At 75.7% G+C, this 21,120-nt stretch carries 17 protein-coding genes; 6 read left to right on the top strand and 11 right to left on the bottom strand.

Translation table 11 applies throughout. The features are described 5' to 3' along the window. Nucleotides 1–60: 60 nt before the first annotated feature. The 6 genes from ACGF5G_RS21480 to ACGF5G_RS21455 form a co-directional block, all read right to left on the bottom strand. Nucleotides 61–918, bottom strand: a complete 858-nt coding sequence (locus ACGF5G_RS21480) for a spermidine synthase (protein WP_393265234.1) — start codon at nucleotides 916–918, stop codon at nucleotides 61–63. Then, nucleotides 918–1,877: a hypothetical protein gene (locus ACGF5G_RS21475; protein ID WP_393265231.1), complete on the bottom strand. Its 960-nt coding sequence runs from the start codon at nucleotides 1,875–1,877 to the stop codon at nucleotides 918–920. Before ACGF5G_RS21475 ends, ACGF5G_RS21480 begins: the two co-directional genes overlap by 1 nt. 49 nt (nucleotides 1,878–1,926) lie before the next feature. Further along, a complete protein-coding gene (locus ACGF5G_RS21470) occupies nucleotides 1,927–4,401 on the bottom strand; it encodes an AAA family ATPase (protein WP_393265230.1) in 2,475 nt (824 codons plus the stop codon). Continuing rightward, entirely contained in the window at nucleotides 4,401–5,549 is a 1,149-nt protein-coding gene (locus ACGF5G_RS21465) for an exonuclease SbcCD subunit D (RefSeq protein ID WP_393265228.1), read from the bottom strand. The genes ACGF5G_RS21470 and ACGF5G_RS21465 overlap by 1 nt, the downstream gene beginning before the upstream one ends. Nucleotides 5,550–5,561: 12 nt before the next feature. Then, nucleotides 5,562–7,316, bottom strand: coding sequence for an ATP-binding protein (locus ACGF5G_RS21460; protein WP_393265226.1), 1,755 nt, complete (start codon nucleotides 7,314–7,316; stop codon nucleotides 5,562–5,564). Nucleotides 7,317–7,459: 143 nt separating this feature from the next. Then, nucleotides 7,460–8,206 carry a pyrimidine reductase family protein gene (locus ACGF5G_RS21455; protein ID WP_393265224.1) on the bottom strand — a complete coding sequence of 249 codons (747 nt, stop codon included), beginning with the start codon at nucleotides 8,204–8,206 and terminating at the stop codon, nucleotides 7,460–7,462. A 150-nt stretch (nucleotides 8,207–8,356) separates the two neighbouring features. Here ACGF5G_RS21455 and ACGF5G_RS21450 point away from each other — a divergent pair, with 150 nt between their 5' ends. From ACGF5G_RS21450 to ACGF5G_RS21440, 3 genes are all read left to right on the top strand, one after another. After that, nucleotides 8,357–8,902, top strand: coding sequence for a plasmid pRiA4b ORF-3 family protein (locus tag ACGF5G_RS21450; RefSeq protein WP_393265221.1), 546 nt, complete (start codon nucleotides 8,357–8,359; stop codon nucleotides 8,900–8,902). A 182-nt stretch (nucleotides 8,903–9,084) separates the two neighbouring features. Then, entirely contained in the window at nucleotides 9,085–10,518 is a 1,434-nt protein-coding gene (locus ACGF5G_RS21445) for a GH1 family beta-glucosidase (RefSeq protein WP_393265219.1), read from the top strand. An 85-nt stretch (nucleotides 10,519–10,603) separates the two neighbouring features. Further along, nucleotides 10,604–11,650, top strand: coding sequence for a LacI family DNA-binding transcriptional regulator (locus tag ACGF5G_RS21440; RefSeq protein WP_393265216.1), 1,047 nt, complete (start codon nucleotides 10,604–10,606; stop codon nucleotides 11,648–11,650). Nucleotides 11,651–11,779: 129 nt separating this feature from the next. Here ACGF5G_RS21440 and ACGF5G_RS21435 read toward each other — a convergent pair whose 3' ends face one another. Both ACGF5G_RS21435 and ACGF5G_RS21430 read right to left on the bottom strand, forming a co-directional pair. Beyond that, a complete protein-coding gene (locus tag ACGF5G_RS21435) occupies nucleotides 11,780–13,003 on the bottom strand; it encodes an acyl-CoA dehydrogenase family protein (RefSeq protein WP_393265214.1) in 1,224 nt (407 codons plus the stop codon). Next, entirely contained in the window at nucleotides 13,003–14,085 is a 1,083-nt protein-coding gene (locus ACGF5G_RS21430; RefSeq protein WP_393265211.1) for a phosphotransferase family protein, read from the bottom strand. Before ACGF5G_RS21430 ends, ACGF5G_RS21435 begins: the two co-directional genes overlap by 1 nt. Before the next feature lie 150 nt (nucleotides 14,086–14,235). Here ACGF5G_RS21430 and ACGF5G_RS21425 point away from each other — a divergent pair, with 150 nt between their 5' ends. Next, nucleotides 14,236–14,940, top strand: coding sequence for an amino acid-binding protein (locus tag ACGF5G_RS21425; RefSeq protein ID WP_393265209.1), 705 nt, complete (start codon nucleotides 14,236–14,238; stop codon nucleotides 14,938–14,940). A gap of 118 nt (nucleotides 14,941–15,058) precedes the next feature. Beyond that, the gene (locus ACGF5G_RS21420; protein WP_393265207.1) at nucleotides 15,059–16,105 is read left to right on the top strand and encodes a GNAT family N-acetyltransferase; all 1,047 of its coding nucleotides are present in this window, start codon (nucleotides 15,059–15,061) and stop codon (nucleotides 16,103–16,105) included. A gap of 127 nt (nucleotides 16,106–16,232) precedes the next feature. Here the strand turns inward: ACGF5G_RS21420 and ACGF5G_RS21415 are convergent, their stop codons facing one another. The 3 genes from ACGF5G_RS21415 to ACGF5G_RS21405 form a co-directional block, all read right to left on the bottom strand. Continuing rightward, a complete protein-coding gene (locus ACGF5G_RS21415; RefSeq protein ID WP_393265205.1) occupies nucleotides 16,233–17,798 on the bottom strand; it encodes an aldehyde dehydrogenase family protein in 1,566 nt (521 codons plus the stop codon). A 549-nt stretch (nucleotides 17,799–18,347) separates the two neighbouring features. Beyond that, the gene (locus tag ACGF5G_RS21410; protein WP_393265202.1) at nucleotides 18,348–19,118 is read right to left on the bottom strand and encodes an LPXTG cell wall anchor domain-containing protein; all 771 of its coding nucleotides are present in this window, start codon (nucleotides 19,116–19,118) and stop codon (nucleotides 18,348–18,350) included. A gap of 372 nt (nucleotides 19,119–19,490) precedes the next feature. Continuing rightward, a complete protein-coding gene (locus ACGF5G_RS21405) occupies nucleotides 19,491–20,450 on the bottom strand; it encodes a hypothetical protein (protein WP_393265200.1) in 960 nt (319 codons plus the stop codon). Between the two features lie 126 nt (nucleotides 20,451–20,576). Here ACGF5G_RS21405 and ACGF5G_RS21400 point away from each other — a divergent pair, with 126 nt between their 5' ends. Beyond that, complete coding sequence (locus tag ACGF5G_RS21400) at nucleotides 20,577–21,101, top strand: DUF488 family protein (RefSeq protein ID WP_393265197.1); 525 nt, start codon at nucleotides 20,577–20,579, stop codon at nucleotides 21,099–21,101. The last annotated feature ends 19 nt before the right edge of the window (nucleotides 21,102–21,120 follow it).

Here is a 21,120-nt window from a genome sequence, read left to right as displayed (position 1 = left end):
CGCCGGTCGTCCCCGCTCGGCACGGCCGCCGGTGGGTACGCATGGCCCCCGCGAACGGGATCAACGACGCACGGAGAAGATTCCGGGCGGCGGCGGGGTCGAGTCGGTGGCGTCGGCGTCGCGGACCACCGGGGCCCCGCTGGCGAACCGGTCCAGCTCCGCGCCGGCCAGCACCCGGCCGGGGAACCAGTCCCCGGCGGCGCGTCGGGTCAGCTCCGGCACCGGCGGCTCGACCCGGCTCGCCACGAGCACCAGGTTGCCGTAGCGGCGCCCGCGCAGCACCGCCGCGTCCCCGACCAGGCAGGCCCGGGGCAGCACCGACCGGACCGTGGCGACCTGCGCCCGCGCGTGGCGCAGCGGCGGGCCGTCGGCGACGTTGGCCAGGTAGCAGCCGTCGGGGCGCAGCACCCGGGCCACCTCGGCGGCGTACTCCACGGAGGTGAGGTGGGCCGGGGTGCGCGCGCCGGCGAAGACGTCGGCGACCACCACGTCGTAGCCGGCGTCCCGGCTGGCGGCGAGCACCGCGCGGGCGTCGGCCACCCGCACCTTGAGCCGGAACTCCGCCGGCCACGGCAGGGCGCGGCGGACCAGCTCCACCAGCGCACCGTCCACCTCGACCACCCGCTGGCCGGAGCCGGGCCGGGTGGCGGCCACGTAGCGGGGCAGCGTCAGCGCCCCGCCGCCGAGGTGCAGCACCCGCAGCGGCGCACCGGCCGGGGCCACCAGGTCGATCGCGGCGGCCAGCCGCCGGACGTACTCGAACTCCAGGTGCGTGGGGTCGGCCAGGTCCACGTGCGACTGCGGCGCGCCGTCCAGCAGCAGGGTCCACGACCCCGGCCGGTCCGGATCCGGCACCAGCTCGGCCAGCCCGGTGTCCACCCCTGCGGCCACCGTCTCGGCGCCCCGCCTGCGCCCCATCAGCGGCGGGCCCGGGCGGCGGCGGTGAGCACCCGGTGCAGCAGCCGCGCGTCGCCGAGCAGCGCCCGCAGCCGGCGCTCCAGGCCCGCGATCGGGATGAGGTTCTGCGGTGCCCGGGGGTCCTTGTACGGGGTGGAGGCGAACCGGGGCAGCGTCACCAGCGACAGGTCGGCCAGCTCCACCGCCTCGTCGATGTCCAACTCGGCGGAGCACTCCATCCGGACGATGCCCGCCCACGGCGCCCCGAGGGCCACCGGCAGCCGCAGATACCACGACCAGCCGCCCCATGCCGTGCCGAGCCGGAACACCGGGGACCGCTCGCCGGCCGCCAGCCCGGTGACCACCGCCGTCAGCCGGGCGTCCAGGTATTGGCTGTGCTGTGTCTTGATGTAGCCCAGCGTGCGCGGCAGCTGCCGCCGGTTGCGCAGCGGGCCGTCCACCACCAGCAGGTCGCCGTCGGTGCGGGCCGCCCCGGAGACCTCCACCTCCAGCGCGGTCAGCGGCCCCTGCACGGCGGCGGGGAGCTTGTTCAGCTCGCCCGTGCCGCTGACCCGGTGCACCGGGTAGCGGACGCTGCCGGCGACCACGTCCACCGCCGACGGGCTGGCGGTGAACAGGCCCCGGCCGACCCTCGCGCCGGCGAGCCGCGCCGCGCCGCGCTCCAGGTCGCACCGGACCACCCCGGCGGCGTACGAGGCGGCCAGGCCGGGAAAGGAGGCGCCGTCGTCCTCCGCCGTCCACACGCTCGCGTCGATCCGGCGCACCCCGTCGACCAGCAGCACCACGTCGGGGGCGCGCACCCCGGGGCGGGGCCCGATGGCCCGCCAGTCCACCGCGGGCAGTTCGGCGTCCGCGTCGACCTGGGCGCTGCTCGGCGCGGCGGGACCGCCGCCGGACGCCTCGAACGAGGCCCCGTACGCCGGGTCCCAGGCGTCGACGAAGAACCGGGGATCGGTCACCGGGGCGAGCCTCCCGTCGTGGCCCGGGGGACGCGGCGGCGGCCCCCGCTCACCGGCCGGTCCGCTCGACGCGGGCCGACCGGGCGTCCTTGCTGACCTCGTAGCGGACCGGGATGCGCTCGGCCAGCGCCGGCACGTGGGTGACCACCCCGACCATCCGGTCGCCCCGGGCGGCCAGGCTCTCCAGGGTGGCGGCCACCGTGTCCAGGGTGGCCGCGTCGAGCGTGCCGAAGCCCTCGTCGAGCACGATCGACTCCAGGCTCGCCGCGGTGGTGGACATGCCGGCGAGCTGCTCGGACAACGCGAGCGCCAGCGCCAGCGACGCCTGGAAGGTCTCGCCGCCGGACAGGGTGCGCACGCCCCGGCGCAGCCCGGCGTCGTGGTGGTCGACGACGAAGAACTCGCCCTTGTCGTGCACCAGGTCGTACTGCCCGCCGGACAGCTCCCGCAGGATGCCCGACGCGCCGTCGACCAGCAGGTCCAACGCCTCGGCCAGCAGCCACCGCTCGAAGTTGTTGGCCCGCAGGTGCCCCGCGAGGGCCCGGGCCACCTGCGCCTCGTGCTCGTACCCGGCCCGCTGCTCGCGCAGCCCGCCGGCCTGCTCGCGGCGGCGCTCCAGCTCGCGCAGGTCGCCCTCGGCCCGCTCCAGGGCGCGGTCGGCGGCGCGTACCGGATCGTCGGTAGCCGGCAGCCCGGCGGCGGCGAAGATGCCCGCGATGCGCTCGCCGACGCCGGCCGCCACGGCCTCGGCCTCCGCCACCGCGGCGGCCCGCCCCGCCCGCTCGGCGCGGCGGCGCTCCGCCTCCGCGCCCGCCCACCCGGTGAGAGCCGCCCACGCCGCGCCGAGGTCGTCGCGGTCGGCCGCCGGCGGCCCGAACCGGGCCAGTCCGTCGCGGGCGGCGTCGAACGCCCGCCAGGTCGCGCGCAGCCGCTCCTCGGCGGCGTCCACGGCCGCCCGGGCCCGCCGCGCCGCCTCCCGGCCGGCCCGCACCGCCGCCGCCGACTCCTCCAGCGCCCGGCGCAGCCGCGCGTGGTCGTCCAGCTCGCGGCGCAGCACCGCCGGCTCCGCCGCCCCGGCCAACTGCCCGTCCAGCTCGGCCAGCCGGGCGTCCAGCTGGTCCTGCCGGGCCCGCGCCCGCACCAGCACCCGCTCCAGCTCGCGGGCGGCGGCGTCGCGCTCCGCCACCACCGCCTGTGCGGCCTTCGTGGCGGCCCGCGCCGCCCGGCCCGCCGCCGTTGCGGCGGCCACCGCCGAGTCCGCCGGCACCGCCGGCACCCGCGCCACCGTCTGCTCGCAGACCGGGCAGGTCGCCCCGTCGCGCAGGTGCGCCCGCAGCGCCACCGCCTGGTCGGTCGCCTTGGCCTCCTCGTGGGCCCGGAAGGCGGCCTCCAACTCGGCCTCGGCCCGCTCGGCCGCCGCCCGCGCCTGCGTCAGCGCGGTCGCCGCCGCCGCGTGCTCGCCCCGCGCCGTGCCCACCGCCGCCCGGACCGTCTCCGCCTCGCCGGCCAGCTTCTCCCGGTCGGTGTACGCCCGCAGCAGCAGCCGCAGCGCGCTCTCGTCGCCGGCCGCGGCCAGCTCGCCGCGGAGCTTCTCCTCCCGCTCCTCGGCCAGCGACACCGCCGTCGCCGCCTCGTCCGCGCCCGCCCGCGCCGACGCCACCGCCCGGGCCACCTCGGCCACCCCGTCCGGCGCGCGCACGGCGGACAACACCGCCAGGTCGGCGTCGAGCGCGGCCAGCGCCGCGCCCGCCTCGCGCGCCGCCTCCCGGGCCGCCGCCAGCTCCGGCACGGCCGCCGCCACCGCCCCGACCAGCTCCCGCATCCGGTCGACCTGCCCGGTCGCCGCCGCCAGCGCGGCGTCGTCGACGTCGGCGAGCCCAGCCAGCGCCTGGTCGACCGCCTCCAGCTTCGCCTCGGCCTGCGCGGCCCGCGCGGTCGCCTTCTTCTGCACCTCCTCGTAGACCCCGAGACCGAGCAGGTTCACCAGAATCTGCTGCCGGGTGGCCGGCTTGGCGTGCAGGAAGTCCGCGAACTGCCCCTGCGGCAGCACCACGCAGCTGGTGAACTGCTCGTACGGCAGCCCGACCGCCTCCAGCACCGCCTGCTCCATCTCGCCGGGGGTGCCGGCGACCACCTCGCCGAGGTCGTCGGGGCTCAGCCCGGTGTCGAGCTTGGTCACGTCGAAGCCGGCCGGCATGAGCTGCAACCCGGCGTTGGCCGTCTTGACGTTGCCCCGCCCGTCCCGGCGCACCACCCGGGTCGCCACGTAGCGGGACCCGCCGGACTCGAAGACCAGCCGCACCCGCGCCTCGGTGGCCGACGGCGCGAGGGCGTTGGCCAGCCCCCGGGTGCCGCCCCAGCGGGGCACCGTGCCGTAGAGGGCGAAGCAGATCGCGTCCAGCACCGTCGACTTGCCCGAGCCGGTCGGCCCCACCAGGGCGAAGAAGTCGGCGTCGGTGAAGTCGATCGTCGTCTCGTCCCGGAAGACGGTGAAGCCCGCCATGTCCAGCCGCATCGGCCGCATCAGTGGTCGACCTCCTCGAAGAGCTCGTCGAAGAGCTCCCGCACCCCGTCGTCGGTGTGCCCCCGGCTGTCCAGGTAGTCGGCGAAGAGCTGCCGGGGCGAGCGGCCGGCCCGCTGCGCCACCCGGGCGCCGCCGCCCGGGGCGGGCACCAGCTCGGGGTCGATGCGGATCTCCAGGGCGCGGGGCAGCAGCTCCTGCACCTCCTCGCGCAGCCCGGCACGGGGCTGCTCCCGCACGTACACCCGCAGCCAGGCGTCCGGCACGTCCATCTCGGCGAGCTGGGCCAGGGTGCCCCGGACCGTGCGCAGCGTGGCCGCCGCGACGACCGGCACCTCGCGGACCTGCGCCGCCGTGGTCGCGGTGACCTCGACGAGCGTCACCGACGGCACGTTCTCCTGCTCGCCGAAGTCGACGGCGAGCGGGCTGCCGCTGTAGCGGATCGGGCAGGGGCCCTGGACCCGCTGCGAGCGGTGCAGGTGGCCGAGCGCCACGTAGTGCGCGGTGCCCGGGAAGACGGTCGCCGGCACCGCGTAGCCGAGCACGGTGTGGGCGTCCCGCTCGCCGCCGCCGGTCGCCGCGCCGACCACGGTCAGGTGGGCGGTGACCAGGTGCACCCGGTCCGGCTCGGTGAAGCTCTCGGTCAGCCGGCCCAGCACCCGGCCCAGGTGGTCGGCGTACGTCTGGGTGGCCTCGGCGGCGGTCAGCTCGTACATCTCCACGGCCCGGATGGCGTAGCGCTGGGAGAGGAACGGCAGCGCGGCGAGCCGCCAGCGCTCGCCGCCGGCCGTGGTGCCGTCGACGACGTGCTCGTCCGGGTTCTCCCGGACGCCGCCGCGCAGCGTGATCCCGGCCGCCTCGGCCCAGGGGCGCAGCGCGTCGAGGGCCTGGCCGTTGTCGTGGTTGCCGCCGATCGCCACCACGTCGGCGCCGGTGCGGCGCAGCGCGGTCAGGGCCCGGGTGACCAGGCGGGTGGCCTCGGGCGTCGGCGCGGCGGTGTCGTAGAGGTCACCAGCGACGATGACCAGGTCGGGCCGCTCGGCCCGGGCGACGTCGATCACCCCGGCGAGGACCTGCTTGTGCTCCTCGGCCCGCGACTGGCCCTTGAGGACCTTGCCGACGTGCCAGTCGGAGGTGTGCAGGATCTTCACGGGTCTCTCCCCCTAGAACGGGATGTCGTCGTCGCTGGCGCCGCCGCCGGAGCCCACCACCGCGAACGGGTCGGCGGACTGGGTGATCGACCGGAGCGTCTCCGACGGCGCCCGGCCGGCCTCGGAGACCCGGGTGGCCCAGGCCGGGAACGGGAACTCCAGGCAGAGCGGCACCGGGATGTCGGGCTGGTTGACGAACATCGTGCCGGGCTTGGCCAGCAGCGCGCGCTGCCGCTGGGCGGGGGGCAGGAAGCCGTATTCCGGGCGGGACGCCTCGGCCGGGTCGAGCCGGCCGACCACCCGGATCGCCGAGTTGGTGACGATCCTCCGCTCCACCTCGCTCGCCGTCTGCTGGGCGCCGACCAGGATCACCCCGAGCGAGCGGCCCCGCTCGGCGATGTCGAGCAGCACCTCCTTGATGGGGGAGGAGCCCTCGCGGGGGGCGTACTTGTTGAGCTCGTCGAGCACCACGAAGAGCAGCGGCTTGGCGGTGCCGGCCTTCTCCTTGCGCTCGAACTCGCTCTTGAGCGTCACGCCGACCACGAACCGCTGCGCGCGGTCCGGCAGGTTGTGCAGGTCGACCACGGTGACCTGGGCGCTCTCGGCGGTGTTGATCGAGTGCGGGCGGCGGGTGGCCAGGTCGCCGCGGATCAGCCGGGACAGGTCCTTCTTGCTGCCGATCAGCCGGCGGGCGAACGCGTTGACCGTGCCCAGCCCGACCGCGCTGCCGGCCCAGTCGGAGCGGGTCTCGTCGTCGTTGAGCTGCTCGACGACGTGGTCGACCAGGTCGGCGTACGAGCCGAGCCGCACCCCGTCGATGCTCACCCCGCCGTCGGCGGGCTGGGCGTGCCGGGCCAGGTGGGCGGCGACCGAGTGGACGACCATCGTGTACTGCTGGCGCTCGTCGTCGGCGTCGGCGAAGACGTAGGGCAGCAGGCGGTCGGCGCAGAACTCGGCGAGCGTCCAGTAGAAGCTGTCCACCCCGGTGAGCCGGCTGCTCACGTCGGGCGTGCCGGAGGAGTCGCCGACCCGGGGCGGGGCGTAGACCCGCACGTCGGGGAACGCGCCGGCGGTCAGGCCGAGCTTCGCGTAGGCGGCGCGGGTGGCGTCGTCGAGCCGGGTGTTGGGATGGTCGAGGAAGAGCAGGTCCTCGCCCTTGACGTTGAAGATGAGCGCCTTGGCGTTGACGGCGTCGCCGCCGAGCACCCCGGAGCGGAAGACCGAGTAGAGCAGGAAGGTGGCGAAGCTCGTCTTCGTGGCGACGCCGGAGATGCCGGAGATCGACACGTGCGCGCCCCGGCTGCCGTCGAGGAAGTCGGCGTTGAGGTAGACCGGCACCCCGTCGCGGCCCATCCCCATCGGGATCCGCCGCTCCATCCGGTCGAAGTGCAGGGCCCGCGCCCGGGCGTCGCCCTCGGCGCGGTGCACCACGGCGCCGGGCGACGGCGGCACGTAGAGCTCCGGGTCGACGCGGGTGGTGGTGATCTCGGCGGCCTCCTGCACCTGCGCCGGCAGCGTGCCGTCGGCGATGGCGAAGACGTCGGAGTCGAACTGGGCGCCCTCGTGCCGGGCGCGCACCTGGGTGACCACCCCGGCGATCGTCACCGGCTCGCGGTCGGGCAGCTCCCGGCGGGTCACCACGACGTCGTCGAGCTGGAGGTAGCTGGCGGGGGAGACCGCCGTCCAGAACTGCAGCGGGGTGGCGTCGGCCGTGCCCAGCACCCGGCCGACCTCCTCGCCCGGGCCGTCGAACCCGTCGTCAGTCATCGGGCAACTCCGGTCGGCTGGTCGTCGCGGTCGGGGCACACGTGGTGCATCCTGCCGCAGGAGTACGACAGGTTGCCACGCGACGCGGCGGACGCCACGCACCCGGCCGACCGCCCCGCCGCAGGGTGCCCGCCCGGCCACGCTCAGTCGCGGGCGTAGCGGAGCATGAGGACGCCGTCGGCGGCGGCCAGCACGTGCCGCAGCGGCAGGTGGCGCACCTCGCTGGCGTCCCCGGCGGTGATCCGCCCCGGGCCCGCCCCGGCGAGCAGCGGGGCGACGGTGAGGCAGACCTCGTCCACCAGGTCGGCGGCGGTGAGCGCGCCGAACAGCCGCGGCCCGCCCTCGCAGAGCACCTGGTCGAAGCTGCGGCGGCGCAGCTCGGCCAGGCCCGCGGCGAGGTCCACCCGGTCGTCGCCGCAGCGCACCACGTCGGCGACGTCGGTCAGGCCGGGCGGCGCCGCCGCGTCGGACCGGGTGAGCACGACGGGCCGCGCCGGCGCGTCGGCGAACGCGGCCTGCGCCGGGTCGAGGTCGAGCGAGCCGGAGACGACGACCAGGGTCGGGTACTCGGGCAGGCCGTGCTCCCGGCGCCACGCCCGGCGCCGCTCGTCGAGCCGGACCGCCCGGTAGCCCTCGTGCCGCAGCGTGCCGGCGGCCACGACGAGGGCGTCGCAGAGCATTCGCAGCAGGCCGAAGACGCGCTTGTCCGGCTCGCCGGAGAGCCCGGCGGAGTACCCGTCGACGGCGACCGCGCCGTCGACGCTCGCCACGAAGTTCACCCGCAGGTGGGGGCGGTCCGCGCGCCCGTAGCGGGCCGTGAGCGCGGCGTCGTCCAGCGGCTGCGCCGACGGGTCGGGCCAGAGCGCCGAAATCGGGATTCCGACGCTCATTCGCCGGCCGGACCGGTGACCGGAGGGGTGGGTCGGGGGGTACGGTGCTGGCAGTCGCACCAGTTCCGCCCCGGACAGTCGTCGTGCCGCCTCGCCCGGCACGCTCGGCAGATCATGCTCGCAGCCTATGCCGAGGAAGGATGGGACAGCATGCCGCGTCAGATCTTCCAGCTGAAGATTTCCCTGGCCGGGGTCCGGCCGTCCGTCTGGCGCCGGGTGCTCGTCCCGGGCGGCTACACGCTGGACCGGGTGCACCGGGTGGTGCAGCACGGCATGGGCTGGCGGGACTGCCACCTGCACTCGTTCGAGATCGAGGGCCGGCAGTACGGCGAGCCCGACGCCGACGGCGAGCTGGCCCTGCGCGACGAGCTGGACGTCCGGCTCGACGCGGTGGTCGGCAAGGGCAGCCGGTTCCACTACACCTACGACTTCGGCGACTGGTGGGAGCACGACCTGGTGGTGGAGGACGCCTTCACCGCCGATCCCGACGAGCGCTACCCGTCCTGTCTGGACGGGGAGCGGGCGTGCCCGCCGGAGGACGTGGGCGGGCCGGTCGGCTACCAGGCCCTGCTGGCGGCGGTGGCCGACCCGGGCCACCCCGAGCACCGGTCGATGCGGGACTGGGTGGGCGAGCGCTTCGACCCGGCCGCCTTCGACGCCGGCCGGGTCGCCACCCTGCTGCGCCGCTTCTGCTGAACGCCCACCGCCGGCCGGCTCCGAATCGTGTGGCGACGGCCGCGGTAACGATCTGGGAACGCTCCCATGCGTTCGTTGACACCCCTGACGGCCCCCGACATGCTCGTGGCAGCGCTGCAGGCCCCCTGGCTTCCGTCGTCCTCCCGCCGACCGCGCGGGATCATGGAAGGTGCCGTCACGTCGTGAGCAACCCCGCCACCCCACCCGCCGTCGGCGTCCTCGCCGACCGCCGGCCGCTGACCTTCCCGCCCGGCTTCCTCTGGGGCGCGGCGACCGCCGCGTACCAGATCGAGGGCGCGGCGGCCGAGGGCGGCCGGACCCCGTCGATCTGGGACACCTTCAGCCACACCCCCGGCCGGGTGGTCGCCGGGCACACCGGCGACGTGGCCTGCGACCACTACCACCGCCTGGAGCCGGACGTCGCGCTGATGGCCGAGCTGGGGCTGAGGTCGTACCGGTTCTCGGTCTCCTGGCCCCGCGTCCAGCCGGGCGGCTCCGGCCCGGCCAACGCGGAGGGGCTGGACTTCTACCGGCGGCTCGTCGACGAGCTGCTGGCGCACGGGATCGAGCCCTGGCTCACCCTCTACCACTGGGACCTGCCGCAGCCGCTGGAGGACGCGGGCGGCTGGCCGGCCCGGGACACGGCCGCGCGGTTCGCCGACTACGCCACGCTGGTCGCCGACGCGCTCGGCGACCGGGTGCGCTACTGGACGACGCTGAACGAGCCGTGGTGCTCGGCGTTCCTCGGCTACGGCTCCGGGGCGCACGCGCCGGGCCGCTCCGACGGGGCGGACGCCGTCCGGGCCGGGCACCACCTGATGCTCGGCCACGGCCTCGCCGTGCGGGCGCTGCGCGCGGCCCGGCCGGCCGCCGAGGTCGGGGTGACGGTCAACCTCTACCCGGTCACCCCGGCCAGCGACGCGCCCGCCGACGTCGACGCCGCGCGGCGCATCGACGGTCTGGCCAACCGGTTCTTCCTCGACCCGCTGCTGCGCGGGTCGTACCCGGTGGACCTGATGGCCGACCTCGCCCGGGTCACCGACTTCGGGCACGTACGCGAGGGCGACCTGGCGACCATCGCCACCCCGCTGGACCTGGTCGGCGTCAACTACTACAGCCGGCACGTCGTCGCCGCCCCGGTGGCGGGCGCCGAGCCGGAGCCGTACTGGCGGGCGCCGTCCTGCTGGCCGGGCAGCGAGGACGTCCGGTTCGTCACGCGGGGCGTCCCGGTCACCGACATGGACTGGGAGATCGACGCCCCGGGCCTGGTGGAGACGCTGCGCCGGGTCCACGAGGAGTACCCGGACCTCCCGCTCTACGTCACCGAGAACGGCTCCGCCTTCGTCGACGCGGTGGTCGACGGGCGGGTCGACGACGTCGACCGGGTGGCGTACTTCGACGCCCACCTGCGCGCCGCGCACGAGGCGATCGGGGCCGGCGTTCCCCTGCGCGGCTACTTCGCCTGGTCGCTGATGGATAATTTCGAGTGGGCCTGGGGCTACACCAAGCGGTTCGGGATGGTCTACGTCGACTACGACAGCCAGGCCCGGATCCCCAAGTCCAGCGCCAGGTGGTACGCCGAGGTGATCCGACGCAACGGCCTGGCCGCACAATAGGCGAGGGCCAGCCAGCAACGGGTGGCCCCGGCAACCACCCGCCCGGGGCCGGGGCCGGGCCGGCCCGCCGTCGGAGGAGCAGACGATGACAACGCAGCGCACCCGGTCGCTCGGGCGCCCGACCCTCGACGCCGTCGCCGCCCGAGCCGGCGTCGGCCGCGGGACGGTCTCCCGGGTGGTCAACGGCTCACCGCAGGTGAGCCCCGAGGCGCGCGCCGCGGTGCAGCAGGCCATCGCCGAGCTGGGGTACGTGCCGAACCGCGCCGCCCGCGCCCTGGTCACCCAGCGCACCGACTCCATCGCCCTGGTCGTCTCCGAGTCGGGCGACCGGGTCTTCGCCGAGCCGTTCTTCGCCGGCATCGTCCGGGGCGTCAGCTCGGGGCTGCTGGAGACCCCGTTGCAGCTCTGGCTCGCCATGGTGCAGTCGCCGATCGAGCGGGAACGGGTCGAGCACCACCTGACCAACCAGCACGTCGACGGGGTCCTGCTGCTGTCGCTGCACGACTCCGACCCGCTGCCCACCCTGCTGGAGGAGCGCGGCCTGCCCACCGTGCTGGGCGGGCGGCCGGCCCGGATGCTCCAGCCCGGCACGCAGCCCGCGTACTACGTCGACGTGGACAACGTCGGCGGTGCCCGCCAGGCGGTGGAACACCTGGCCGGCCGGGGGCGGCGGCGCATCGCCACCATCGCCGGCCCGCAGGACATGGGCGCCGGCCTGGGCCGCCTGACCGGCTACAGGGAGGCGGTCCAGGCCGCCGGGGGCGGGGTCGACCCCGACCTGATCGCGTACGGGGACTTCAGCGAGGGCAGCGGGGCGGCCGGGATGCGCCGGCTGCTGGAGGTCTGCCCCGACCTCGACGCCGTCTTCGTCGCCTCCGACCTGATGGCGTTCGGCGCGCTGCGGGCGCTGCGCGAGGCGGGCCGGCGGGTGCCGGAGGACGTGGCGGTGGTCGGCTTCGACGACGCCCCGATCGCCCGGCAGTGCGACCCGCCGCTGACCACGGTCTTCCAGCCGGTGGAGGAGATGGGCCGGCAGATGGCCCGCCTGCTGGTCTCCCGCATCCGCGGCGAGAACCTCCCGTCCCCCCACCTCCTCCTAAACCCCACCCTCATCAACCGCGCCACCTCCTAACCCCCCCACCCCCACCCCCCACCCCCCGCCCATGCCGTTGATCATGAAGTTGTTGGCGCCGACATCGGCGTGTCGCGCAACAACTTCATGATCAACGAGGTGGGCAGGGGTGGGGGTGGGTGGATGGGGTTAGGGCTGGGGAGGGGGGTGGCGGCGGAGTTCGCGCTTGGCGAGGCTGGCTCGGTGCACCTCGTCCGGGCCGTCGGCCAGGCGCAGGGTGCGGGCCTGGGCCCAGAGGGCGGCCAGCGGGGTGTCCTGGCTGACGCCGGCACCGCCGTACGCCTGGATGGCCTTGTCGATCACCCACTCGGCCATCGCCGGCGTGGCGATCTTGATGGCCTGGATCTCGGTGTGCGCGCCCTTGTTTCCCACGGTGTCCATCAGCCAGGCGGTCTTGAGCACCAGCAGGCGGGCCTGCTCGATGCGCACCCGCGACTCGGCGATCCACTCGCGGACGACGCCCTGCTCGGCGAGGGGACGGCCGAACGCCACCCGTTCGGTGACCCGCCGGCAGAGCAGCTCCAGGGCCCGCTCCGCCATGCCGACCAGCCGCATGCAGTGGTGGATCCGGCCGGGGCCGAGCCGGGCCTGGGCGATCGCGAAGCCGCCGCCCTCCGCCCCGACCAGGTTCTCCGCCGGCACCCGGACGTCGACGAAGTCGATCTCGGCGTGCCCGCCGTGCGGGGCGTCGCTGTAGCCGAACACCGTCATGCCCCGGCGCACCGTGACGCCGGGCGTGTCCCGCGGCACCAGGACCATGCTCTGCTGCCGGTGCCGGTCGGCCCCCGGGTCGGTCTTGCCCATCACGACGAAGATCTCGCAGCGCGGATCCATCGCCCCCGACGACCACCACTTGCGCCCGTTGACCACGTAGTGGTCGCCGTCGCGGCTGATCCGGGTGGCGATGTTGGTCGCGTCCGAGGAGGCGACCTCCGGCTCGGTCATGCAGAACGCCGAACGGATCTCGCCCTCCAGCAGCGGCCGCAGCCAGCGCTCCTGCTGCTCCGGCGAGCCGAACTCGGCGAGCAGCTCCATGTTGCCCGTGTCCGGCGCGGCGCAGTTGACCGCCTCGGGCGCGAGGTGCGGGCTGCGCCCGGTCAGCTCGGCCAGCGGGGCGTACTGGAGGTTGGTCAGCCCGGCGCCGTGGCGCGGGTCGGGGAGGAAGAGGTTCCACAGGCCGCGCCTGCGCGCCTCGGCCTTCAGCTCCGCCAGCACCGGCGGCCGTGCCCACGGGTCACCGGCGGCGGCGACCTGCGCGGCGTGCACCGGCTCGGCGGGATGGACGTGCTGCTCCAGGAAGTCGGTCAGCTCGGCCCGCAGCGTCTCCGTGCGGGCGTCGTACGCGAAGTCCATCACCGCTCCCCGGCGGCGGTCAGCCCGTGCTCGACCAGCGGTGCCACCATGTCGCCGATCCGGTCGAAGCCCTCGCCGAGCGTCTGCCCGAGCGTGTGCCGGTAGTGGATGCCCTCGCAGATCACCGCGAGCTTGAAGCAGCCGAGCGCGACGTGCCAGTGCAGCGGCCCGACGTCGACGTCGCCGCGCCCGGCGTACCGCTCGATCAGCTCCGAGCCGGTGGGGAAGCCGGCGCGCGGGCCGAGCCCGTCGGCGACCGGGTTGCCGGCGGCCGAGTCGCTGCCGCCGAGCACGTCCCAGTAGGTCAGCAGCAGCCCGAGGTCGGCCAGCGGGTCGCCGAGAGTGGCCATCTCCCAGTCGAGCACCGCCCGGACGGCCACCGGGTCGACGGTGGCGAGGAGGTTGTCCAGCCGGTAGTCGCCGTGCACGATCCGGCCCGCGTTGGCGCCCTCCGGCGCGGTGGCGGCGAGCCGGTCGCGCAGCTCCTCGATGCCGGGCAGTGGCCGGCTGCGGGAGCGGTCGAGCTGGCCGGACCAGCGGCGGACCTGCCGGGCGAGGTAGCCCTCCGGCCGACCGAAGTCGCCCAGCCCCACCGACGCCGGCTCGACGGCGTGCAGGGCGGCGAGGGTGTCCATCATCGCCATCGCCAGCTCCCGCCGCTGGCCGGCGGTGAGCGGGTCCGTCTGGGCGCGGGTGCGGAACACCTCGCCGCGCACCCGCTCCATCAGGTAGAAGGGCGCGCCGATCACCTCGGGGTCCCCGCACAGCAGCAGCGCCCGTGGCACCGGCACGTCGGTCGGCGCCAGCGCGGAGATCACCCGGTGCTCCCGGGCCATGTCGTGCGCGGTGGCCAGCACGTGCCCGAGCGGCGGGCGGCGCAGCACGACCTCCTGCCCGCCGGCGTGCAGCAGGTAGGTCAGGTTGGACTTGCCGCCGGCGATCAGCCGGGCCCGCAGCGGACCGTCGGCCAGCTCGGGCCGGTGCCGCGCCAGGTAGCCGGCGAGTCGGTCGAGGTCCAACCCGCGGGGCGAGGCGGCGGAGCCGTTCCCCGGCCCGTGCGCCTCGACGGCCGGCTCGGTCATCCGACTAGTTGATGGCAGCTCCGCCAGGTTGTCAAGGTCGGATGTGACCCTCGGGACATGCCGCGGCAACAGGGGCGAAACGACCACGGGTCAGGCTGGTGCCCAGCCTGCCGGCCAGCGGTGCCGGCCCGCCGAGCGGAGGGTTCAGACATGTTGCTGCGAGTTCGGGTCACCCTGCCGGACCGTCCGGGCACGCTCGGTCAGGTGGCGCGCACCATGGGCGTGTCCGGTGCGGACATCGTCCAGGTGGTCGTCCTGGAGCGGCTCGGCGGGCGGGCGGTGGACGACTTCACCGTGGTCTGGCCGGGCGCGGCGCGGGTGGAGCGGTTGCTGGCCGGGCTGGCGGCCATCCCCGGGGTCCGGGTGGACGGGGTGTGGCGGGCGATCGGCGCGCCCACCACCACCGGGCAGGACGCCGAACTGCTGGCCCAGGTCGCGGCGAACCCCGCCGAGGGGGTGGCCACCCTGGTCGACGCCGTGCCCGGGCTGCTCGCCGCCGACTGGGCCGTGGCCGCGGCGGTGCCCGTGGACTGGGCCGCGCGGACCGGCACCACGGGGGAGGCGACCGTCGGCTTCGCGAGCTGGCGCGCGCCCGTACCGACGCGGCTGCCCGAGGTGACCCCGCTGCGCGCCCGGGCGATGACCGCGCCCGACGGTGGACACTTCGCGGTCGCGCCGTTCGGCCGGGCCGGCCTGGTGCTGGTGGTGGCCCGCGAGCGTACCGGGACGCCGGCCCCGGCGGCGTTCCACGCCACCGAGGTGGACCGGCTGGCGCAGCTCGTCCGGGCCGGCGCGGTGATCCTCGGCGACCGGCTCGACCTGGTCGGCGCGCCGCCGGTGGTCGCGAAGCCCTGAGCCCGCCGCGCGGCGGGCGGTGTGGCGCACGTCGCGGCGGCCGGACCGGAGCCGTCACCGCCGGGCAACCGGCCCGCAACAGCCAGCGGCGAGGGTCGTACGGGGAAGGGAGGCAACCATGACGTTGTGGCGGATCCGGGCGACCGTGGACGACCGGCCGGGCTACCTGTCGGTGCTCACGGCCAGCCTGGCGTTGCGCGGGGTCAACATCCTCGCCGTGCAGGTGCACACCACCGAGCGGGGCGCGGTCGACGACTTCCTGGTCGACGCGCCGGACGCGCTCGACGAGGCCGACCTCGTCGCCGCCGTGGAGCGGGGGCGGGGCCGGGACTGCTGGGTCGCGCGCAGCGAGGCGCGCGGGCTGGCCGACCAGCCCACCCGGGTGCTCGGCCTGGCCAACCGCCTCGTGCGGGACCCGGACGCGGCCGGGGAGGCGCTGCGTGCCCTGCTCGGCGCGGACACCGTCACCTGGCGCCCCGCGTCGGCCGGGGCGGGCGCCGGGATCACCGGCACCACCATGCTGCTGGCCGACCCGGGCGGCGGCGCGTTCACCCTGCGCCGCGCCGCCCCCGACTTCACCCCGGCCGAGTACGCCCGGGCCCAGGCGCTGCTGGAGCTGTCGGCCACCGTCGCCCGCCGGGCCGCCGAGCAGGTCACCCTGGTTCTGCCCGACGGTGCCGAGGCGGCCGTACGCCCGGCGGGCGCGGACGACCTGCCGGGCGTGGTCGAGCTGCACCGGCGCTGCTCGGCGCGCAGCCGGCACCGCCGCTACCTGGGCGGGGCGGCGCTGCCCTCGCCCACCCGGTTGCGCCGGATGCTGGAGCCGGCCCGGGGCCTCACCCTGCTCGCCACGGCCGGCGGCGACGCCGGGTCGGGGGAGTCGGTGGTGGCGATGGCGAACCTGCTCGCCGAGGGCGACGAGGCGGAGGCGGCGCTGCTGGTCCGCGACGACTGGCAGCGGCGAGGACTCGGCTCGGCCCTGCTGCGCCGGCTGGTCCGGTACGCCGAGCACGCCGGGTACGGGGCCCTGGTGCTGCACGTCCAGGCGGAGAACGCCCCGATGCTGCGCGCCCTGCGGCGGCTGGGCCGGCCGACCCCGGTCGAGCGCGACGGGGCCCTGCTCACCCTCACCGTCCCCCTGACCACGGCAGCGCCCGTCCACTGAGGACGCCTCGACCCGGCACCGATCAGGACGCCTCGACCGGCTCCGCGCCGGGGGCCGGCCCCGCACCGGGGGCGGCTCGCGCCGGTGGCCGGGCCCGCAGCAACGGGTCCGGCCACCGGTGCGCCGCTCAGGTGGTCGGGTAGCTGCTGTAGTCGGGGAAGTTGCCGTAGAGGCGACCGTCGCCGCCCTGGGTGACCGCCTGCACCAGCAGGTCGCCGCCCACGAAGGCGCCCTTCCAGGAGGCGCCCCGGCCCCCGAACGGCTCCTCCCGGTCGCCCCGGGAACGCGGCTTGTTGATGCCCACCTTGAACGCCTGGAGGTCGACCGCCAGCTTCCCGGCCAGCTCCTCGTCGTCGCAGGCCAGCGAGGCGACCAGCGCGCCGTTGGAGGCGTTCATCGCGGCCAGCAGCTCGTCGGTGGTGTCCACCACCACGATGGTGTCGACCGGGCCGAACGGCTCGGCGTGCATCAGCCGGGACCGGCCGGGCGGGGCCAGCAGCACCGACGGCGCCACGTACGCGGACGTGTCCTGCCCGTCCAGGAACGGCGCGCCGGCGAGCTTGCCCCGGTGCAGCGGCACCGCGCCGCCGCGTACCGCCTCGTCGACCTTGCGGCGCAGCTCGTCGGCCTTGGCGGCGCTGATCAGCGGGCCGAAGTCCAGCTCGGGCAGCGGGTCTCCGGCGGTCCAGTCGTCGCCGACGGCGAGCGGGTGTCCGAACCGGACCGAGCGCACCACCGGCAGGTACATGTCGAGGAACTCGTCGACGAGGTCCCGCTGGACCACGAAGCGCGGGTACGCGGTGCAGCGCTGCTTGCCGTACTCGAAGCCCTTCTTGAGGTGCCCGGCGAGTAGGTCCCACTGCGAGAAGTCCCAGATGCCCCAGGCGTTGAGGCCCTCCTGCTCGATGAAGTGCCGCTTGTCGGAGTCGAGCAGCGCGGCGGCCACCTTGCCGCCGTTGGAACGACCGCCGACGAACGCCACCGCGCCGACCTCCGGGGCCCGGACGAGCACCTCGGAGAGTTCCTCGCCGCCGCCGGAGACCAGCGTGGCGGGCAGCCCGGCCCGGCGCATCAGGGCGTGCGCGACGGTGAGGCAGACCGCGCCGCCCTGCGACGGGGTCTTGGCGATCACCGCGTTGCCGGCGAGCAGCTGCACCAGCTCTGCGTGCACGAGCACGCTCATCGGGTAGTTCCACGACGCGATGTTGCTGACCGGCCCGGGCAGCGGCTCCCGGCCGTCGGCGAGCATCCGGTCGATCTCGCCGACGTACCAGCGGACGCCGTCCAGCGCCCGGTCCACGTCGGCGCAGGCCAGCCGCCACGGCTTGCCGATCTCCCAGACCAGCAGCAGGGCGAGCAGGTCGCGGTGGGCGGTGAGGGCGTCCAGCGCGTCGGTGACCCGGGCCTTGCGTTCGGCGAGCGGGGTGTCGGCCCAGGCGCGGTGCGCGGCGGCGGCGTGCGCGACCGCGGCGCGGGCGGTCTCCGCGTCGAGGCGGGGCAGGTTGACCAGGATCGTGTTGTCGACCGGGGTGCGGACCGGGCTGGGCGTGCCCACCGCGTGCCAGTCGCCGCGCACGAGGTTGTGCAGCGTGGTGACGCCGTCGACCGGGGTGCCGAACGCCTCCGGCGCGGCGGCCACCGCGCGGGCGAGGGTGTCGGACCAGGCGGTGCCGTCGGCAAGTCGTAGAGCCATCGCGATCTCCTCAGGGTGTGGCCGGGGGAGCGGCGGCGTCGATGGCACCGCTGGTGTCGGGTACTGTCGCGCGCCGGAAAGCGGCGCGGCAACCGTACGTTCGTATGCCGGAACGCCCGGCCCGCGCCCGGCCGGCCGTGGCGCGACCTCCCGGCCGCCGACCACGTCCCTGAGCAGGGTGTACGCGGACAAGGTATCCATAGACTTGGATGATGTGATGAGCGTCCGGCGGCGCCCACCGGGCCTGCCGTCAGTGCTCGTCGGAGCCGACCGGCGCCAGACCGGGCGCGAGCAGCTCCGGCGGCTCGACGCGCCGGCCGTCGAGCCGGAAGTGGCGCTGGCCGTCGGGCGGGAAGTGGCGCTGGCCGTCGGGCCGGAAGTGGCGCTGGTCGTCGGGCGGGAAGTGGCGCTGGTCGTCGGGCGGGAAGTGGCGCTGGTCGTCGGGCCGGAAGTGGCGCTGGCCGACGGGCGCAACGGCGGCTGGCCGGACCGAAACGGCGACCGGCCGCCGGACGAGGTGTCCGGCGGCCGGTCGGGCGCTGGGTCGGATCAGCTGGTGAAGGTGACGTTGTCGCGCCGGCGGCGCAGCATCAGCAGCGCGCCGCCGCCGATCAGGGCGAGGCCGCCCAGCGCGATGCTGGTCGTCGCCACGCCGGTCAGCGGCAGGCCGCCCTCGTTCTCGTCGTCGTCGCCACCGCCGCTGCCGCCCGTGCTCTCCGACGGCGTGACCGACGTCGACGGCGAGACCGACTCCGACGGCGAGACGGACCCGCTCGGGGAGGTGGACTCCGATGGGGACACCGACGTCGAGGGCGACACCGAGGTGGACGGCGACGGGGAGGTCGACGTCGACGGGCTGGGGGTCGGCGACTGCGTCGGGGCGGTGCCGGCGCAGGTGTGGCTCAGGTTGAACTTGCTGGCCTTGCCGCTGATCGTGGCGGTGCCGTCGACCAGCTCCCATCCGGCCGGCGTGAACACGTAGGCGTGCATGACCCGGCCGCCCGCGGAGTAGAGGTAGTCGGGGTAGGCGTCGGAGGCGTCCGGCACCTTCACGGTCACCGGGCCGGTGCCGTTGTCGAAGGTCAGGGTGATGCTCTCGAAGCTCCCGGCCTTCTCGCCGCCGGGAAGCACGAAGTGCCAACCGTCCTGACCGGCCGCGAGGTCGTCGAAGCGCTCGTCTTCGCACTTCTGCGTGGGGAAGCCGGCGGCGGTCTTGCCCTTGTGGTCGGGGTTGATCTGGGTGGTGCTCGACGCCCAGGCCGGGGTGGCGAGCGCGAGAAGGGCCGTGGCGGCGGCTGTGGAAACGGCAGCGCGCGCCACGCGCCGACGGTGTGCCATGAGGACTCCTCCGGAGTTGATCGAGGGGACAGCACATGATCGCACAATGCGTGACGGTCGTGGACATCGGTCGATCGGCCTGAGCAGCGGCGACGCGGCGAGATCGAGCGGCTCGGTGTCGGAATTCCTCACCGTCGGCAGGCGTGTCGACGTAACGCGATCGGCCCCGCGGACGCCCCGTTCGGGCGCCCGCGTCGGGACCGGTTCATCCTGGCCGGTCGTCACGGCACCCACACCGCCCCGGGCCCCAGCCCGCCGGCCTCTCTCACGCCACCCCTTCACCGTCCCCTGACGCTCGCCGGTCGCGCGGATCTTGGACAGTTGCCGTTCGCCGAGTGCGGGAAGTGTCCAAGATTACTTCGCGGGTCGCCAGCCAGCGGCGATGAGGGCACGGCGGACGGAGTCGGCGACCTCGTCGGGGCGGGCGCGGACCAGCCACGCCGGGAAGCGGAGGATGCGGTCCCCGGAGGTCCAGACGTCGTTCTGGCGCTTCATGTCGGCCGCCCAGTGCCGGACGTCCATGTGGTGCGCCCCGTCGATCTCCACGTGCAGCCCCCACTCCCGCCAGTACGCGTCGAGCCACCGGGTGCGCCCGGAGGCGTCGGCGCGCCGCTGCTGGAGACCGGGCGCGGGCAGGCCGTGGCGGCGGCAGAGCCGGACGAAGTCGAGCTCCGAGAGCGCCTCCGCACCGCCGGAGATGTCGGCCACGGTCTGCCGGATCAACGCCCGCCGACGGGCTCGGGGCAGCGCCGCCACCACGGCCGACAACTCTTCCGGCGTGACCCGTCGCTGCTGACAGCCCGCCGCCAGCGTCGCCTGCGCCTGGTCGACCGTACGGGCCCAGCCGGCGGCGTCCACCAATGCCCGGGCGGTGCAGGTCCGCGGCGGCCGGGCGCGCTGGAGATGCGCCGCCGGCAGCACCGACGTGCGGTGCACGACGACCGCCGGCATGTCGATCGGCAGCCGGCCCAACACCGTGCGGCCCGCCCGCCGGTGCGCCGGCACGAGCACGTGCAGCGGCTTGGGCCGCAGCCCGCGTACGCCCGCCTCGGCGGCAGCCGTCGCGCCGGCCAGCACGGCCCCGGGACCGGTGGCGAGCACGGCCACCCACAACTGCTGGTCCCGGGTCAGCCGGCCGTTGCCGGTGAGCAGGACGCCCCGGCAGATCGAGCGCCAGCGCCCGGAGCGGACGTGTCCGCGTACGGTGCCCTCGGTCAGCAGCCGGGTCGCCTGGGCGGTGGTGACGACGCCGGCCTGGTCGAACGCCAGCCAGTCGAGCGCGTCGGCCTCGTCGGCGGGAAGGATGGGCCACATCCGTCCCACCATCGCCGCCCGCCCGGCCCCGCGCCGCCGGATCCCCGACCGTCCGGCCCGCGGATCTTGGACAGCTTCCGTTTTCCGAGGACGGTAACTGTCCAGGATTCGGGGCATCCCCTCCACGTGGAGTTGCTGACGGTGGGGCACGGGGCGGCGGACCGGACGCGGCTGGGCGAACTGCTCGCCGGCGCCGGGATCGCCCTCGTCGTGGACGTGCGGCGGTTCCCCGCGAGCCGCACCAACCCCGATGTCCGCCGGGAGGAGCTGGCACGCTGGCTGCCGGCGGCCGGGATCGACTACCGCTGGGAGCAGCGCCTCGGCGGGCGGCGGCACACCCCGGCCGGCACCGCCGAGCCGGACAGCTGGTGGACCGTTGCCGCCTTCCGGGCGTACGCGGCGTACACCCGTACCGCCGACTTCCGGGCGGCGCTGGACGCGGTGCTCGCCGACGCGGCGGCCCGGACCACGGCGGTGATGTGCAGCGAGAGCGTCTGGTGGCGCTGCCACCGGCGGCTGGTCGCCGACGTGGCCGCGCTGGGGCGCGGCGTGCCGGTGGTCCACCTGATGCCTGACGGGCGGCGTGCCCCGCACCGGCCCGCTGCCGGCGCCCGCCGGCTCGACGGCGGCGACCTCGTCTGGGACGGCTGAGAAAATCTCCCACCGGACC

This window comes from Micromonospora sp. NPDC047730, from assembly GCF_043204765.1.
Lineage (GTDB): Bacteria > Actinomycetota > Actinomycetes > Mycobacteriales > Micromonosporaceae > Micromonospora.
This window is presented reverse-complemented; position numbering and strand designations above follow the sequence as displayed.